The sequence below is a fragment of the Streptomyces sp. NPDC037013 genome (assembly GCF_055607265.1).
Genome location: NZ_JBVJRV010000001.1, coordinates 299769 through 312388 on the forward strand (window position 1 = coordinate 299769; position 12620 = coordinate 312388).

At 73.5% G+C, this 12620-nt stretch carries 9 protein-coding genes; 2 read left to right on the plus strand and 7 right to left on the minus strand.

Translation table 11 applies throughout. The annotated features are described in order from the left end of the window. Positions 1–7: 7 nt before the first annotated feature. The 7 genes from ACZ7DY_RS01320 to ACZ7DY_RS01350 form a co-directional block, all read right to left on the minus strand. Complete coding sequence (locus ACZ7DY_RS01320; RefSeq protein ID WP_471128463.1) at positions 8–868, minus strand: phytanoyl-CoA dioxygenase family protein; 861 nt, start codon at positions 866–868, stop codon at positions 8–10. A 24-nt stretch (positions 869–892) separates the two neighbouring features. Then, complete coding sequence (locus ACZ7DY_RS01325; protein WP_471128465.1) at positions 893–1999, minus strand: acyl-CoA synthetase family protein; 1107 nt, start codon at positions 1997–1999, stop codon at positions 893–895. 7 nt (positions 2000–2006) lie between these two features. After that, positions 2007–3179, minus strand: coding sequence for a hypothetical protein (locus ACZ7DY_RS01330; RefSeq protein ID WP_471128468.1), 1173 nt, complete (start codon positions 3177–3179; stop codon positions 2007–2009). Continuing rightward, positions 3176–5326 (minus strand): DegT/DnrJ/EryC1/StrS family aminotransferase, encoded by a 2151-nt coding sequence (locus ACZ7DY_RS01335; RefSeq protein WP_471128470.1) that lies wholly within the window; start codon positions 5324–5326, stop codon positions 3176–3178. The genes ACZ7DY_RS01330 and ACZ7DY_RS01335 overlap by 4 nt, the downstream gene beginning before the upstream one ends. Positions 5327–5333: 7 nt before the next feature. Next, entirely contained in the window at positions 5334–6473 is a 1140-nt protein-coding gene (locus tag ACZ7DY_RS01340; protein ID WP_471128473.1) for a radical SAM protein, read from the minus strand. A gap of 223 nt (positions 6474–6696) precedes the next feature. Continuing rightward, positions 6697–7437 (minus strand): Clp protease N-terminal domain-containing protein, encoded by a 741-nt coding sequence (locus ACZ7DY_RS01345; protein ID WP_471128476.1) that lies wholly within the window; start codon positions 7435–7437, stop codon positions 6697–6699. 630 nt (positions 7438–8067) lie between these two features. Continuing rightward, the gene (locus ACZ7DY_RS01350; protein WP_471128479.1) at positions 8068–10860 is read right to left on the minus strand and encodes a helix-turn-helix transcriptional regulator; all 2793 of its coding nucleotides are present in this window, start codon (positions 10858–10860) and stop codon (positions 8068–8070) included. Positions 10861–11016: 156 nt separating this feature from the next. On the opposite strand from ACZ7DY_RS01350, the gene ACZ7DY_RS01355 reads away from it, so the two are divergent. Both ACZ7DY_RS01355 and ACZ7DY_RS01360 read left to right on the plus strand, forming a co-directional pair. Beyond that, positions 11017–12093, plus strand: coding sequence for an NAD(P)H-dependent amine dehydrogenase family protein (locus ACZ7DY_RS01355; protein WP_471128482.1), 1077 nt, complete (start codon positions 11017–11019; stop codon positions 12091–12093). 3 nt (positions 12094–12096) lie between these two features. Then, positions 12097–12588 (plus strand): carboxymuconolactone decarboxylase family protein, encoded by a 492-nt coding sequence (locus ACZ7DY_RS01360; RefSeq protein ID WP_471128485.1) that lies wholly within the window; start codon positions 12097–12099, stop codon positions 12586–12588. Positions 12589–12620: the final 32 nt, after the last annotated feature.

Genomic DNA, 12620 nt, shown 5'->3' on the forward strand with positions numbered 1-12620 from the left:
CGGGTGTTCAGGCTCCGTCGTCCGCCGCCCACGGTCTCAGCCAGCGGGGGTCCGGGGTGTCGCCCGCGCGGATGAAGCGGGCGTCGGCGGAGAGCCGCATGGCGTCCGTCGTCGTGTCCAGCGACGCGTGGATGATGCGTGGCAGATGCACCATCACGTCGCCCGCCGCGAAGTCCGCGTACAGCCAGCGGCGCCCGAGCGTACGGGCGGTCAGCGCCAGGTCGTGGCAGATCTGGCGGCGGTCGCCGGGCCGGTCGGTGACGTCGCGCAGCGGGGCGTACTCCTCGGGCGGCAGCCGGTGGGAGCCCTCCAGGTACACCAGGGCGCCGGTGCGCGGCGGGCAGTCGCCGACGGGGATCCACAGGGTGACGACGCGCGGCGAACCCTTGTCCATGTAGTCGAAGTCGACGTGGGCGCGGGAGGCGCGCCGCGTGCCCCGGTGGAAGTGGCGCAGGATGCGCCTCGGCAGCATCTCGACCTTGCCGTCGAGGAGTTGGGCGGCGAGGTCGGCGAGCAGGGGATGGCTCACGAAGTGTTCGAAGGCGGCGGAGCGCACGAAGGCGTGCGCCGGATGGCCCGCCACCCCGTGCTCCGGGACCCCCGCAGGCAACCGGCCGGAGTACACCCCGTCCTCGGGGCCGGTGCCGGGCGCGAGCAGGCCGGGCGGGAAGAGGGAGAAGTACTGTCCGCGCAGCCGCAGCACCTCCGTGCGGTCGAGCAGCCCGGGCAGGTACAGGTAGCCGTCCGCGTGCAGCCGCTCGCGCAGGGCGGTGGAGTCCGCCGCCGCCAGCAGGTCCGCGCTGTCGCGCAGCGGCGCGAAGAGTTCCGGCGTGAAGGGTATGGGTACGCCGTTCGACGACAGGTTCACGATGCGTGTCCCTCGTTCCTTCGGTCAGTAGACGCCTTCCACCGCCTCCTCGGCGTCCGCGGGGTCCCGGTAGGGGCGCACCGCGGCCACCCCGTCCCAGGGGAACCACGGGTGCGGCCCGGTCCTGACGGCGCTGTCCCGCTCCAGGAGATTGGGCAGGAAGAGGTCTTCGAGGAGGGTGGTGGCCCGTACGCGGCCCCGCTGCCCGACGTCTACCTCGCGCCACGGGTCCGCCGGGTCGACGACCCGCAACACCGCGAAGGGTGGCGGCAGATGGTAGGAGTGGCCGGTCCCGTCCGGCGCCCCGGGCACCGCGTCGGCCTGCAGGGCATGGCCGACCAGGGTGTTGCCGTAGGTGTCGATCCACTGCACCCCCGGCAGGTGCTCCTCGCGCAGGAAGGCTGCCTCGGCGGCGGTGCACGAGGTGCCTCCGGTGCAGACCGCCCGGATGCCGTACGTGTACAGGGGGCGCGGCAGCCGCATGGCGAGTTCTACGAGCAGCCGCGAGGTCGTGAAGAGCAGCGCGGGACGCTCGGCGGCCAGCAGCGTCAGGGTCTGCTCGGCCAGGTGGGTGGTGTAGGCGTCGGCATCCCCGTCCGCGCGCAGGGCCGCCTTCACCCACCGCGGGTCGAAGTCGATGGCGTGCACGGCGCCGCGCCAGCTGTCCGCGAGGGCCTCGACGAAGTGCCCGTACGCGTGCGGGCCGCTCGGCGTCATCGCGAGCACGTCGCCGCCGGCCACCCCGCGCGCCTCCAGCACCGTGCGGTAGATCTCCACGTCGTACGCGAGCCGCGTGACGTTGACGATCCGGCACGGCGCGCCCGTGGTGCCGCCGGTCTCGAAGACCCGGAAGGGCCGGTCGCGGTAGCCGCGGGGGCGCAGGTCGCGGGCGCTCGCGGCGCGCAGTTCCGCCTTGTCGAAGAGGCCGAAGCGGTCGAGGGCGGCGAATCCGTCGATGTCCCGGACGGGGTCGAAGCCGAGCCTGTCGCGCCGCGCGACCCAGAACGGGCTGCCGGTCTCCGCGTCGAAGTGCCAGCGCATCATGCGGCGCGTCCAGGTGTCCAGGTCGATGCCCAGCTCCGGGACGCGTTCGCACAGCGCGTCGAAGAGCGTGCCGGAGGTGGTGGTCATGCGGGCCTCACTTCGCGGGGCGGTACACGAACAGGGACTCGGCGGTGATCGCCCTGACGGCCTCGGGGGAGGCGCTCAGGACGGCGGCGAAGGGGAAGGGGGGCTCGTGGCCGATCAGGGGGTGGGAGGGGGACGTGCCGGAGAAGTGGCCATGCAGAAGGGCGAGTTGGGGAAGTGCGCGAGGAGTGTGCGCGGGGTCGTGGATGACGGGTGGGCGGCGGGTGAGGATGCGGTCGCCGGGACGCAGGCGGTCGCGGACGGCTCGGGCCGCGCGCTCGGCGGCCCCCGGCTCGCGGAAGGCGGTCAGCGGCAACGGTCCGTCGGGGGCGAGCGCGTCGAGAGCCGCGGCCAGCGCCGGTGCCAGGGCTTGTGCCGCGTCGGGTGACGCGGTGACGACGGTGCGTACGTTGCTGCAGAAGCGGCCGGAGTCCGCCGCGACCAGGGGCAGCAGCCAGGAGACCGCATCGCCGGCCGCCAGGTCCGCGGGGACCAGGGCGCAGCCGCGGCCCGGGCCGTGCAGGGTGAGTCCGGGGGAGTCGCGGACCGCGGCGGCCAGCTCGGCTCCGCCGTAGACGACCTGCCGGTCCGTGAGCCGCACGAGTCCGCGCACTCCCCGTCGCTCGGCGGGGTACAGGCCGAGGCGGGCCGGGGGCCAGCCGGCGGCGAGGAGGGCGGCGGTGAACCGTGCGGCGGAGAGCGGCTCGCGGCGGCTCGGGCGCACCCAGACGCCCGCCGAGCGTTCGGCCTGGTCACAGACCGATTCCAGACAGGTGAAGGTGTTGCCGGGCAGTGCGACCAGGGCGAGCGCACCGTCGGGCTCGGCGGGCTCGCCCTTCTTGAGGAGGCCGTCACGCAGCATCGCGCACCACCGGTCGACCAGCGGACCCGGCAGTCCCGCGCTCTCCCACAGCGCCGAGCGGAACTCCTCGGGGCCCTGCTCGCCGAGGCCTCCGATGAAGAGGGTGCCTCGGTCGAACAACTCCAGGGCCGCGATAAGCAGTTCGCGCCGACCGGTGAGCGGGGCCAGCTCCGGCAGCATGGCGTCCCACCGGCGCCGGTCGGCATCGGCGACGATCTCCGGCACCAGCGACATCTCCCTGCCCGGCGGGCCCGGCAGGGGTGCCCGGTCCTGGGACGTCCGCCATTCGCCTCTGCGGAACGCGCGGAGCACGCCGCTCACGGCAGCTCGCTGCGGAGCGCGGCGGCCACCCGGATCTGCTCGGCCTCGGTGAGGGACGGGTACAGCGGCAGGGCGATGTGGTGCCGTGCGAACCAGCGGGCGCGGGTGAACGGGCCGTCCTCGGCGTGCAGTTGGCGCCGCGGCGCGAAGTACGGGTGATCGCACAGCAGGTGGTCGTAGACCTCGCCGGCCAGCGAGACGCCGTGCCCCTCCCGCAGCCGCTTCTTCAGGAGCGGCCGGTCCAGCGGGGCGTCGGGGTCGAGGTAGGCGAGGTACTTGTAGAAGTTGCTGTCCGAGGCCGTGGGCACGGCGTGCGGCCGGATCCCCGGCACGTCGGCGAGCAGCGCGTCGTACCGGGCGGCGAGCGCGCGCCGCGCCCGGAGCGTGCGGGAGAAGCGTTCCAGGTCCACCGTGCCGACGGCGGCGTGCAGTTCGCTCAGCCGCCAGTTGCCGCCCGGCCGGTCGTGGAGCGTGGAGCCCGGGGCGCTCTTGCCGTGGTCGCGCCAGCGCCGCACCTGCTCCAGGTCGTGCGCGGACGCGGCGCTGAGCAGCCCTCCCTCGCCGCTGACCGCGACCTTGGTGGGGAAGAAGGAGAAGGCGCCGAAACGGCCGAGGCTCCCGGCGGGGCGCCCGCCGAGCGTGGCGCCCAGGGCATGCGCGGCGTCCTCCACCACGGGGATGCCGCGCTCGCGGCAGTGCGCGAGCACCGTGTCGATGGAGGGCGGGACGATGCCGCCGATGTGCACGGGGAGCACGGCGGCCGTGTCGGGGTGCCGGTCGAGGGCGGCGTGCAGGGCGTCCGGGGCCATGCCGAGGCCGTCGAGCTCGATGTCGACGAAGCGTACGGCCGCCCCGGCGCGCACCGCGGCGGCCGCCGTCGCGAAGAACGTGTTGACCGGCATGAGTACCGTGCGGCCCGCCACGCCGATGACGCGCAGCGCGATCTCCAGGGCGGCCGCGCCGGAGGCGACCGCCGCGGTGTCGGCGCCGGTCCAGGGGCGGGCCAGCTCCTCGAAGCGGGCGACCTGCGGGCCCTGCGTCAGGATGCCGGAGGCGAGCGCGGCGTCGACACGGTCGAGCACGGCACGGCGGTCGCGGACCTCGAAGTGGACGCGCTGGGCGGGTACGTCGCGTACGGCACGGGACGCGGCACCGGCGGTGGCGGGCCGTGCGGGCAGAGAACGGGTGAAGAAGTCCACCGCGTGACCGATGTGCGTGCCGTGTCCCATGGGGAGGGCGTGGATCTCCGCCTCGGCGCCGGTGACGGCGTACGTCTCACGGACCCGGTCCGCCGCCGCGCGGGCGTCGGCCGGCTCCAGGTAGGTGTCGGCGGTGCCGTACTGGAGCTGGAGCGAGGCCGGGGCGAGTGCCCCGTACAGGTCGGGCAGGTCGGCGTGTTCCAGGATGCCGGGGAGCACCGCGCCCTCGTGGCCGGTCAACAGCCTTTCGTACAGGGCCGGGTAGCTGCCGATGTGCCCGGCCGCGCAGAGCGGGATGCCGGGGCCGGTGGTGAGCAGCGCGGTGTGCAGGGCGACGGCCGCGCCGAGGCTGTGGCCGAACAGGCCGACGCGGTCCGGGTCGACGAGCGGATGGGCGGCGAGGACGTCCAGCGCGCCGAGGGCGTCACCGGTGAGGGCACCGAGGAGGGAGTGGCCGGTGAGGGTGAACGCGTGGGCCAGCAGCGTCCCTTCGTCCCGGCCGGCCCTGCGGTCGGTGTCCATGCCGCCGCCGATGCCGTGGTCGAAGGAGAGGGTGACGAAGCCGGCCCGGGCCAGGTGCTCGGCGACGTTGCGGTCGGGGTGGTCCGGCGGTACGTCTCCGGTGAGCTGGTCGAGGCGGGCGTTCCGGCCGCCGAGGACGAGCACGGCGGGGCCGGGCGCGGCGTCCCGCGGCGCGAGGAGGGTGCCGGGGAAGGGGCCGCGTACGGGGGAGTCGAGCTGGAGCCGCTCGTGGTGCAGGCCGTCGCGGACCGAGGTGGTCGTCTCGGTCACGGTGAGCGGCGCCCGTTCGACGCGGGCCAGCCGCTCGACGACGGCGCGGATCCGGCGGGCCCGGGCCGCGTGCTCCTCGGGGGTGTCGTCGGCGGTCTCGGCGGGGCGCAGGGCCGGCTCGGCGGCGAGGAGGCCCTGGAGGTGGCGTAGCTGCATGCGCGGCTCAGACGAAGTCGCCGTGCAGGGTGCTCGGCACTTCCAGCGCGTAGGCGTCCAGGGCCTCGTCGAGTTTGATCTGGCCGCGTTTGAGGAGTTCCAGGAGTTCGTTCTGCGGCCGGTAGAAGCACGACTTGCACAGGTCGGTCCTGCGCGGGTTGGACGCCTCCCACTCGGCGCGCGGGCCGCCCTCAAGGACTTCCTCGTAACCCTGCTCGACGACATTGCCGATCAGATAGCGGCTGTTGAGGTGGACCTGCGGGCAGGGGTAGAGATTACCGTCGGCGCCGACGGCCGTGACGAAGCGGCTGTAGTGGCAGCGCTCGAAATCGCCCTCGACCTCGTCGACCTGGTCCATCGGGCCGCGGTCGAGTTTGGGCACCGAGACCTCGAAGGCGTCCGTGGAGAGTTCGGCGGCGCGGCCGAGCGACTCGGAGATCTCCGGCATCACGGATTCGATGGTCTCGTGTCCGAGCGCGCTGTAGAACTCGGGCTCGAACCTGACGTAATGCGCGCCGGATTCTTTCGCGATATGGGCCGCCGCCATGATCTCGCGGTAGTTCTGCAGCGTGATGACGTAGTTGAAGCCGATGCGGAACTCCGGGTCGACGGCGTTCTCCCTGAGCCTGCCGACCGACCCGATGAACTTCGAGAACGTCTGCTCACGGTCGCGCGTGATGTCGTCGAAGGTGGCCTCCGTCCCGGCGTTCAGGCCGATGCGGACCCAGGTGTGCGTCTCGGCGACACAGTCGGCGACCTTCGGGCGGCCGAGCCGCGAACCGTTGGTGATCAGCCCGATCCGCAGTCCGGCCGCGTGCCCGGCCCGGCAGATCTCCGGGTAGCCGGGGTGGATGGTGCACTCGCCGCTGCCGCAGAACGTCACGGCGCGGCCGTCGTTCGCGGCGAATTCGCGCAGCAGCGTGACGGCCTTGTCGGTGGCGATGGAGTCCTTGAACGAGAACAGGTCGTAGAACTGCTCTTCGTTGGGGGAGTGGAAGTTGCAGAAATTGCACCGCATGTTGCAGGCGCCCATGATGCCGATCCGCATGTGGACCGGTTTGATCTCCTCGCCCGCCACGAAACGCCGCAGCAATTCCCCGTGGGCGAGGACCTTCTGCGGCGAGTGGGCCTGATCGAGACTGACCACTGGCAGGCCTTCTCGATTCTGGGGGGCCGCCATTCCGATGTCGCCGGAACCAGGTGTGCTGTTCACGAACCCCCCACGCATGATCGATGTGTGCGGTGACGTTCTCAGAGCGGTGCTGGGGACACTAGGGAGCGGCACACCGGCTGTCAACGGGTCTAGACAACAGGGAAGTTGTTGGCGGAATCAGGCACCCCGGTCTGTCCGGAACGGGGTGTCCCGACGGTCAGGCGGAGGGCGGCGCCGACTCGGCGAGCGCCTCGGTGACCCAGGCGCTGATGCCGTCCTTGCCGAGGCCGAGCCCGGTGAGCGGGCCCGCGCCGTCCTCGAATTCGACGAGGGCGAGCAGGAGGTGCTCGGTGCCGACGTAGTTGTGGCCGAGGCGCAGCGCCTCGCGGAAGGTCAGTTCGAGCACCTTGCGCGACTCAGCGTCGTACGGGACGAGTTCGGGCACCTCGGTGGCCGCGGCGGGCAGGGTGTCGAGGGCCGCGCGGCGGACGCCCTCCAGGGGGATGCCTTGGGCGACGACGGCACGGGCCGCCAGCGCGTCGGGCTCGCTGAGGAGGCCGAGGACCAGGTGTCCGGTGCGCACCTCGTCGTGGTGTCCGGCCTTGGCTTCGTTGTGCGCGGCCATCAAGACGTTCTTGGCGCGGGCGGTGAAGCGGCTGAAGCCCTGCTCGGGGTCGAGGTCGGACGTCTCGCCCGGCTTCTTGGGCACGAACCGCTTCTGGGCCGCCTGCCGCGTGACGCCCATGCTCTTGCCGATGTCGGTCCAGGAGGCGCCGGAGCGGCGGGCCTGGTCCACGAAGTGGCCGATGAGGTGGTCGGCGACGTCGCCGAGGTGGTCGGCGGCGATGACCGCGTCGGAGAGCTGGTCGAGCGCGTCGGTGTGGACCTTCTTGATGGCCTCGATGAGGTCGTCGAGGCGGATGGTGGGCTGGGGCTGGGTGGGGCCTGAAGGCGTCATGTGGCAACCGTAGGTTGACAGTTGGGGCACTGTCAACCGTCGGTTGTCACTCCCTGATGTGACGTCAGAAGACGATCATGGGAGGACCGCCGTCCCCTCCCCGGACTCCCCGAGGAAAACCCTGGGTTCGGCCCCCCGAAACCGTGGCTGACGTGGGCGGGCACCGGCCCGCCGACCCTGCGTTCGAGGCCCCCCGCCCCACCCGTCCCCTCCACCCCGCCCGCACCGGCCGCCCACCCCGGCACCGGCACCCGTACTCCAGGGTTTTCACGGTCGCCCGCGCCCCCGATCGGGGCCATGGTGGTCCCACGGTCGCGGAGGCGCGGCGGACCTGGGAACACCGGACGGGGGAACGGGACCGGTGTCCGGACGTACTACGGGGGTGTACGGCCGGCGGGTCCGCCGGGATCGGGGGAGCGACCGTCACGAGGGCGGGGGACGGGGGTGTCCGTAGGCACCCCCGCTCGGGTGTGAGACGTGTCCGGGGCCGGGCACGCCGTTGCTGCCCGTCCGGCTGAGGGGAGCCGGACGACGGCGTCGGACCGGCCGCGCACCGGGACGGCTCGGCCCCGACGGTCCGGCCACGGCCCGGACTGCCCCGCCCGGCCCTTCCCGAAGGGCCGCGCCGGATCAGACCCCGGAGACCTCGGGGGCCTCGGCGGCCCGCGCGAGCAGCCGGACCAGCTGGGCCCTGCGGTGCACCCCGTCGAGCTTGCGGTAGATGTTGCTCAGATGGAACTCGACGGTCTTCACGCTCAGAAAGAGCCGCTCCGCCACCTCGTGGTTGGTCAGGCCCCGGCCCACCACCAGCGCCACCTGCAGCTCCTGCGGGGTCAGCCGCTCCAACGGGGCGCGCTCTGGCCGTACTTCGGTGCCGCCCGCCGCGTGCAGCTCGGCCGCCACCCGCGCCGCCCACCCGGCCGCGCCGAGACGCTCGAACGTGGCGAGCGCCCGCTCCAGCAGGCGCCGGGCCTCGCTGCGCCTGCCCTGCCTGCGCAGCTGCTCGCCCCAGGCGAACTCGGTCCGCCCCCGCTCGAAGGGCACCGGCCGTTCGGACAGCAGCGCGAGGGAGCGCCGCATGTGCCGCGAGGCGGTCTCCGGGTCCCCCGGTTCGAGCAGCCCCCGGCAGCGGGCCGCCGCTCCCGCGGTGACGGGCCGGTGGCCGCGGCCCGCCTCGTACTCCAGGACGTCGAGGACCTCACGCGCCTCGGCGGTCCGGTGCAGATGGACGTACGCGTCCGCGAGGTCGGCCGCCCACGTCAGGTAGAGGCCGTCCCCCCGGCCGTGCCGCTGCGAGAAGGCCCGCACCTCCTCCAGGTGGTGGACCGCCTCCTCGAAGCGCCCGAGCCCCAGCTCCAGGAGGCCGAGGCCGCCGAGCGAGCGGGCCGCGTCCAGTTGCAGCTCGGTGGAGGCCGCCCACTCCATGGCCTGTGCCGCGTGCCGCCGGCAGTCCTCCTCGCGGTTGAGGGCGGCCTCCGTCCTGACCAGGGCGGCCAGCCCACGCGACACCTCGATGAGCTGCCCGGAGGCCTCGGCGAGGCGCACCGCCTCGTCGGCGTGGGCGAGCGACGGCGTCCAGCGGCCCCGCCAGAACTCGACGACGGAGAGCGTGCCGAGAAGATGCGAGAGCAGCCCCACCGCGCTGGAACCGCGCGCCGTGTACGCGGCCCGGTCCAGCAGACCGTGCGCCTCGTCGAGTTCCTCCGCGGCGAGGTGGCACAGGCCGCCCACCCCGGCGACCGGATAGGGGAAGGTGGGGTCGGGCGAGGCGAGGGGCCCCGCCAGTTCCCGCAGGAGCGCGCGCCCCGTCTCGGCGTCCCCGCCGAGCAGCAGCATCAAGGTGCGCAACAGCCGTACCGGGACCAGGGGTTGGCCGGCGACGTCGGCGAGCTCCACCGCCGCCGCCGAGGTGCGGTGCGCCGCCGTGAGGTCGCCGACCGCCAGTTCGGTGAGGGCGATGCCGCCGAGCATGACCGCGGCGAGCGCCGGGTCGACCTTCTCCGCCTCGTCGACGGCGGACCTGAGCAGTTCGCGCGAGCGCGTCGGGCGGCCGCGCTGCACGTCCAGGTAGCAGCGGAGCTGGCGGATGTCGAGCCGGGTGCCGAGCCGCTCGGCGTGTTCCAGGGCGCGGTCCAGGATCGCGGCGGCCTCGTCGAGGGACCCCGCCGCCTGGGAGGCGCGGGCCGCGCACAGCAGCCGCTCGGCCTTGCGCTGCCCCTGCGGGGTGAAGCGGGCCGCCCGCTCGTACAGCCGTGAGGCCAGCGGATACGCGAGGGTCTCGGGGGCGCCCGCGGCGGCGTCGGCGAGGAGCGAGGCGACCTTCTCGTCCGGTTCGGCGCCCGAGGCGGCCAGATGCCAGGCGTACTGCTCAAGCGCGGGGGCGGTGGCGCCCTGCAGGGAGCGGGCGATGGCGTGGTGGGCCCGCCGCCTGCGCACCGGTGTCGCGCTGTGGTAGACCGCCGAACGCACCAGCGGGTGCCGGAAGGCGTACCCCTCGCGCTCCTCGACGACCAGGCCCGCCGCCTCGGCGGCCTCCAACGACTCGTAACTGAGCCCGTGGGCCCGCAGCGCCGCCTCCGTCCCCGCCAGCGGCCGCGTGCCGAGGACCGCGAGCAGCAGCATCGCGTCCTGCGCCTCGGAGGGCAGCCTGGCCACCGCGCTGCCGAACGTGTGGGCCAGCATCTCCCCGATGGGCAGCGGCGCCCCGGACCCCGCGTCCTCGTCGTCGGCGCCGCTGCCGGCCAGCAGCGCGGGCAGTTCGATCAGGGCCAGGGGGTTGCCGCGGGCCTCCGCGAGCAGCCGCGCGGCCTCCCGATCGGTGAGTTCGGCGGTGCCCTTCTCGGCGATCAGCCGCTGCGCGGACTGAGGGTCGAGGCCGGTGAGGGTGAACGTCTCGATGGAGGCGAGCCGGGAGGCGGTCTCCTCCTGCTCGTCGCGCGTGGTGAAGAGGACGACGACGCCCTCGCGGCCCAGCCTGCGGGTGGCGAAGGCGAGCGCGTCCAGCGAGTACGGGTCGAGCCACTGCGCGTCGTCGACGGTGACCAGGACGGGCCCCTCCTCGGCGAGCGCGCCGAGCAGGCTGAGCGTGCCCGCGGCCACGGCGAAGCGGTCCTGGGCGACGGCGGGCCCGAGCGCCAGGGCGCCGGTGAGCGCGGCCGCCTGCCGCTCCGGGATGCGGTCAAGGGAGTCCAGGACGGGCCGCAGCAGATCGGCGAGGCCCACATAGGGCAGGTCGGACTCGACCTCGACGCCGCGCGTGCCGAGCCGCATCAGGTCGCCGGCCTGCTCGGCGACGTAACCGACGAGGCTGGTCTTGCCGATGCCGGCCTCGCCGCGGATGAGCAGGGCTCCGCTCTCGCCCCCGCGTGCCTTGTCGATGAGAGCGAGAAGACGAGCGCATTCCGCGGAACGCCCCAGGAGCATACGTAAAGCGTACCGGCGGCAGGTGACTTGGGAGAGGGAGGGAAAGCGCCGTATCTCTTCGCGAGCTCTACTCGCCCGGTCTCGTGGGGTCGTGTTGCCGGGTCTCGTGGGGTCGTGCCTCTGTCAACCGTCGCCGCCCCTCGCTACCCTCCGCGCATGATTCCCACGGTGGTCTGGGGCACCGGCAACGTCGGCCGTGCGGCCGTGCGCGCCGTCGAGGCCCATCCCGGTCTGACACTCGCGGCCGTCCTCGTGCACAGCCCCGCCAAGGTCGGCGTCGACGCCGGTGAACTCGCCGGGCTCGGACGGAGGTTGGGCGTGCCCGCGACGGACGACGTGGCGGCCGTCCTCGCCGCCCGGCCGCACGCGGTGGTGTACGCGGCCTCCGGCGACCTGCGACCCGACGAGGCGCTCGACGACGTCGTCCGGGCGGTACGGGCCGGCGCCGTGGTGGTCACACCCGCGCTCTACGCGCTCTACGACCGGCTCGGCGCGCCGGCCGAGTTCAGGGAGCCGGTGCTCGCGGCCGTCGCGGAGGGCGGCGGCTCGCTCTTCGTCTCGGGGGTGGACCCCGGCTGGGGCAACGACGTCCTGCCGCTGCTGATCAGCGGCCTCGGTTCCACCGTCGACGCGATCCGCTGCCAGGAGATATTCGACTACTCCACGTACGACCAGGAGGACTCGGTCCGCCAGTTGATCGGCATGGGGCATCCGATGGAGTACGAGCCGCTGATGCTGGCGCCCTCGGTCCCGACGATGGTGTGGGGCGGCCAGATACGCCTGATGGCCCGAGCCCTCGGCGTCGAACTCGACGACATCGACGAGACGTTGGAGCGGTACCCGCTGGAGTCCGATGTGCGCACCCGCACGATGGGCGGGTTCGCCGCGGGCACCCAGGGAGCCGTCCGCTTCGAGGTGCGGGGACTCGTCGGCGGCGAGCCGCGCATCGTCATCGAGCACATCACCCGTATCCACCCCTCCTGCGCCCCTCACTGGCCCACCCCTCCCGACGGCGGCGACGGAGCCCACCGCGTGATCGTCGAGGGCCGACCCCGCATCCAGGTCACGGTGGAGGCCACCGACGAGGACGAGAACCGCTCCGCGGGAGGCAACGCCACCGCGGTGGGCCGCCTGGTGAACGCCGTCGACTGGCTGGTGGACGCCGGACCGGGCCTCTACGACGCGCTCGACGTCCCGCTGCGCCCGGCGGCGGGCCGACTGGGAAGGAAGTGACCCATGAGTGGTCCCCTGCGCATCGACATCCCCGAGGGCCAGGACGCCATCCCGTACGTGTGGGGCGACATGGTGCCCGAGATCGGGACGGCCGCGTCGAACTTCTCGCTCGCGGTGTACGCCCACACCACCCTGGGGCTGCGGGAGTTCGAGGCGGCGCGGTTGCGCGTCGCCCAGATCAACGGCTGCGTGTTCTGCCTGGACTGGCGCACCGAGCGGGACGGGCAGAAGGTCGAGGAGGAGTTCGCCGACGCGGTGACCCAGTGGCGTACCACCGACGCCTTCGACGACCGCACACGGCTGGCCGCGGAGTACGCCGAGCGATACGCCCTGGACCACCACAACCTCGACGACGACTTCTGGGCGCGGATGACCGCGCACTACAGTCAGGCCGAGATCGTGGAGCTGAGCATGAGCATCGGATCGTGGCTCGCCTTCGGCCGGCTCAATCACGTGCTCGGGCTCGACACGGTGTGCGTGCTGCCGAGGCCCTGAGGGCGCACGGCGGCCGCGGTGCGGGGCGGCCG